The organism is Streptomyces sp. CC53 (genome assembly GCF_001865245.1).
GTDB lineage: Bacteria > Actinomycetota > Actinomycetes > Streptomycetales > Streptomycetaceae > Streptomyces.
The window spans coordinates 1-4,476 of the sequence record NZ_MKXB01000016.1 but is presented as its reverse complement, the minus strand read 5'-3'; the positions used below and the strand labels follow the sequence as shown (position 1 = coordinate 4,476).

The following is a 4,476-nucleotide window of genomic DNA, read 5'->3' as shown; positions in this document are numbered from 1 at the left end:
CGGATCGGGGCGGCGGCTCCTCGCCGCCTTCAAGAGGGCCTGCCACGCGGTTTCGGGCAGGCCGGGCGACGGGGCGTCGGTGATGTGGCGCACCGCGGCCCGCGCCGCGCCGTGCGGGCTCGTGAAGAGGCGCGGCAGCAGCAGCGTCACCTCGGCGGCCAGGTCCGGGTCGCCGAGCAGGGGGCGCACCGCCCACTCGTAGAGCGCCGCCGCGTCCGCGGCCCGTACCGCGTCGTCGGGGTGGGGACCGGGGCCCGCCCGCTCGGTGACGAACAGCTCCATGCGCAGCACCACCGCGCACAGGGCCGTCCGCTGCTCGCGGCCCCAGCCCGGCCACCGCGCCGCCGCCTCCCTCACCACCAGCGCCAGGCCGTCGTGGCGCGCCCCCAGGCGCAGGGCCCGCACGAGCTCGTCGTCGCTCGCCCGGGACAGCGTCTCCGCCGCGTGCGGCGCGTGCGGGTCGTCCAGCGCCGCCCGCACGTCGCCGCGTTCGGGGCCGCGGCGCGGTCCGCCGCCCCGGGCCGCGTCCGGCCGGCGCCCCAGGGGCGACCGGTCGCCGGCGGGGGCGGGCCTCTCCGGCGGCACGGTGCGGACCGGTTCTGCGGGCGGGGCCTGCGGGGCGGGGCGCAGCAGCGGCAGCGCCGCCTCCGCCTGCGCGAGCAGGGGCATCCCGCGGGCGCGGGAGGCGACCCTTTGCAGGGCCTCCCCCACCGCGTACTCCGCGCGCAGCTGGTGGCGGACGAGGGTCTCCGCGACGGTCTCCGCGCGGTCGCCGCACCGCTCGGCGGGGTCCGTCCGCCTGCGGTTCCCGGCCGCGGCGGCGGCGCCGCTCCAGCGGCTGACGAACACGAACCTGAGCCGGTCGGTCTCGTCGGTGTCGTGCGTGGCGAACGTCCAGCCGCGCACGGCCTGGCCGCCGAAGATGCCGTGCAGCCCCCACAGCACCGGGCAGGCGGCGTCCCCGCGCGGGTCGAGCAGGGTGAAGGAGGCCGTGGGGTGGCGCAGGAACTCCGCCACCGCGCCGGTCAGTTCGTGCCGCACCCGGGGCAGGGCCGCGGTCAGTGCCCGCAGTCCCTCGTCGGCGGCGGCGACGAGCGGCGCCTCCGCCACCCGCGGCAGTCGCCCGCGCACGTCGGCGAGGGGCAGGTCCGTGCCCTGCCAGGACCAGTGGTGCAGGCCCAGGCAGGTCGCCGGGTCGAGGACCGCGGCCGGTCCGAGGAGGGCGTGGCAGAGGGTGCTGGCGCGTCCGCCCGCGTCCCGCCAGGGGGCGCGCCGCACCAGCAGCACCTCGTCCGCGCGTTCCAGCCGCAGCAGTGCCGGTGCGGTGACCTCGCCGGTGCCGCGCAGCAGCGCCCCCGTCCTGCGGAACAGGTCGTCGGCCCGCTCGGGCGGGCAGGAGCAGGCGACGGGTCCGAAGCCGGTGGTGCCCGACAGGTTCTCGGTGTCCCAGCGGAAGACGACCTGGTCCACCGCCCGGTCGTGCCCCCAGGCGTCGGCCCGGCCCCGCGGGTCGTGCGGCGTGGTCATCGGATCCCCACCTCTTCCTCGTCCACTCCCGGCAGCAGCCCGCACATGGCGAAGAGCGACAGCAGCGGCGCCAGGACGCGCCGGGGCCGCACGCCGTGCGGGAAGTGGTCGTGCCGGGCCTCTCCTCCGGTGGCGGCCACGAAGTGCAGCGTGCAGCGGGCGCAGTCGTCGAACGGCCGGAGCCAGGCCGCCGTGGCGTACCGCTGCACGAACGCGTAGGCGTCCCTGCTCTCCTCGCGCACCTCGTCCGGCCGGTACTCCGGCGGCTGGGAGCGGCCCAGCCACCGGTCGACGGCCGGTTCGACCCGGATGAGGTCGCTCTTGTTGACGGCGAGGGCGGCGGATGCGGCGACGTACGGTCCCGCGGTGCGCGGGATGCGGTTGAGGACGGTCGTGAACGCCTCGTCGCCGAGGTCGCGGCGGCGCAGTCCGTGCAGGGCGCGCAGCGGGTCGAGGGACGCGAGCCGCAGGGCGCGCAGCGGGTCCAGGACGAACAGGAACGCGTCGACGCCCCGCAGGAACCGGGCCACTTCGCCGTCCTGGGCGAGGTCCTCGCCCGCCAGGTCGAAGAACACCACCGGCCGGGTGGGCCCCCGCCCGCTGACCAGGAGTCCGTCGGCGAACCGTGCGAAGGTCTGCTGGCCGGTCCTGCCCAGCTCCCGGCCCTGCTGGAGGCTCTGCACCCGCTCCCGCAGGAACGTGCGGTGGGTGTCGGGGTTCAGGGGCAGGCACTTGAGGCCGTACGGTTCGAGGCCGCCCTGTTCGACCTCGCCGAGCATCGCCGCCAGCAGGTGGGTCTTGCCGACCCCGGAGCTGCCGACCAGGGCGATGGACAGGGGGCGGCCGTGGGTGAGGTACGGCACGGGGAGTTCGTGCAGCTGGTCCTCGTCGGCGTGCGGGCAGGGCTGGTAGGCCCTGCGCAGGGCGTCCGCGACGTGGGCGGGCCGGTGCTCCCCGCTCAGGTCGAGGGGGAGGCGTGCGCCGCGCGCGTCGATGGTCACGAGGCGGGTCTCGTCGTAGGCGACGGGCAGCAGGCAGTGCGGGCAGAGGCGTTCCGGTGACGCCGGGTCCGGGCCCAGGCGGGGGGCGGGCGGCTCGGCGGGGGGCGGTGGTGCGCCGGTGGAGCCGAGGAGGCGCTGCAGGAAGGTGCTGCGGCGGGGCGGCGGGTCGGGCACGGGGTCCGGGGCCCGGCCGAGGCCGAGCGTGGCGCGTTTGCGGGCCAGCTGGGCGTCGTGGTCGGCGCGGCCGCGGGCCAGTGGGTCGGGGCCGCCCGCCGACGCGGCGAGCGGGTCGGGGGCGTTGAGGAGGCGCATCAGCTCGGCGGGGGCGGGCCTCCCCGCGGCGGCGGGGTGGAAGGCCCCGCCGTGGGCGAGGGCGGTGAGGCCCCGGAAGTCGGCCAGGTCGGCCGGGGGGCCCGCGCCGCGGTCGGGGCGCCCGGCGAGGAGGAAGTACATCAGCTGGGCCACGGCCCACAGGTCGTCGCGGGGGTCGGCCGCCCCGGTGCCCTGCCGCTGCTCGGGGGACGCCCACGGGGCGGTGCCCGCGGCCTCGCGGGGCTCCCCGGTGCGCAGCGCCGCGTACGGTTCGCAGAGCCGCACGTGCCGGCCGTCCCAGCGGACCGTCTCGGGGTCGATGGCGCGGTGCACGAAGCCCGCGGCGTCCAGCAGGCGTACGGCCAGGACGAGTTGGGCGAGGATCCGCTGCTGTTCGGCGACGCCGAGCGCGCCGCCGAGGGTGGCGAGGGGCTCGGCGTCGGCGATCCGGTAGAGGACGAACGGCTCCGGCGCGTCCAGGTCGTAGCCCACCACGCGGGTGAAGACCTCGCCGAACCGTGCGTCGCCGTAGCGCCGTTCGAGGGCGACGGCGGCGGCGGCCTCCCGTTCGAGGGCGTTCATGGCCCGCGGGTCGCAGGGCGCGGGGATGCGGTACTGGAGGACCGTCCAGTCGACGCCCAGGGTGACGGCGCGGGCGAGCCGGCCGGGGGGTCCCGGTAGTTCGCGGTCGCGGCCGAAGCGGGCGGGGAACCGCATGACGGTGCCGTCGTGGGTGCGGAAGGTCAGTTCGCCCGCGGCGGGCGGGTGGGGTGGTGCGGGACGGGTCATGACGGCCGGCCCTCCTGTCCTTCCCCGGACGCCTCCCGCACAGTCCTGACGGCGTCGTGGCGGAGCGGTACGAGGTGGAGGACCCCGGCGTGGCGTCCGGCGGGCGTCCACACCACGTCCTCGGCGTGGTCGCCGTACGGGTACGGGTCGGGGTGGGCGGAGGGCGCGTCGCGGTCGGCGGCGCCGCGCCGGAACGCCTCCGGTACGAACCGCACGCGGCGCAGGGCCTGCGGGTCGGCGGACAGCAGCCGCCGGTGCTGCGGGCCGCACAGCGGCACGGTCGGTTCGCCGTCGCCGCCCGGGGTGAGCAGTCCGGAGACCCGGTCGGGGGCGACGCCGGTCAGCCGGGCGGCGTCGGGGCGGCGTTCCGGGTGGCGGTCGTACGGCGGCGGGGAGGTCGCGGCGTCCCGCAGGAGCCGGCCGTGCACCTCGTCGAGGAGGTCCCGCACGGGGGTGTCGAGGGAGGTGCGCCCGGCCTGCGCCGGGTCCCGTTCGATGCGCGCCCAGTAGGGGGAGAGGAGGTCGCGCAGGCCGGCGGCGAGGTCGGCGACGAGGGTGTCGACGAGGTCGGGGCCGCCGTCGCCTCGCTCGCGTTCCAGCCACGCCGGCTCGGCGCCGGCACCGGGCGAGGGCCACCGGTGGTCGCCGCCGCCTTCGCCGGGGCCCGCACCGCCGCCGGGGGCCCGGTGGCTGCCGCCGTCCCGTGCTCCGGCGCCGTGGCCCGGGTGCGGGCCGGGCGGGGGGTACCCGTCGGGCGCGTGGTCCCGCGCCCCCGCCCCGTGCGGGGCGTCGCCGGACGGCGGGCCGGCGTGCCCGGGGCCGGGCCCGTACGGCGAGCCGCTCCGGG

General features: G+C 78.6%; 1 protein-coding gene and 2 pseudogenes. All 3 read right to left on the bottom strand.

Going from position 1 to position 4,476, the window contains the following annotated elements; genetic code table 11:
* Positions 1 to 1,527: pseudogene (locus tag BJP40_RS01375) on the bottom strand (hypothetical protein); the annotation flags it as partial.
* Positions 1,524 to 3,629 carry a hypothetical protein gene (locus BJP40_RS01370; protein ID WP_071277852.1) on the bottom strand — a complete coding sequence of 702 codons (2,106 nt, stop codon included), beginning with the start codon at positions 3,627 to 3,629 and terminating at the stop codon, positions 1,524 to 1,526. The pseudogene BJP40_RS01375 and the gene BJP40_RS01370, both read right to left, overlap by 4 nt.
* Positions 3,626 to 4,476: pseudogene (locus BJP40_RS33860) on the bottom strand (hypothetical protein); the annotation flags it as partial. The gene BJP40_RS01370 and the pseudogene BJP40_RS33860, both read right to left, overlap by 4 nt.

Bases quoted from the DNA above. Each gene is read 5' to 3' on its own strand.
- BJP40_RS01370 (WP_071277852.1), bottom strand. From the start codon at position 3,629: ATGACCCGTCCCGCACCACCCCACCCGCCCGCCGCGGGCGAACTGACC.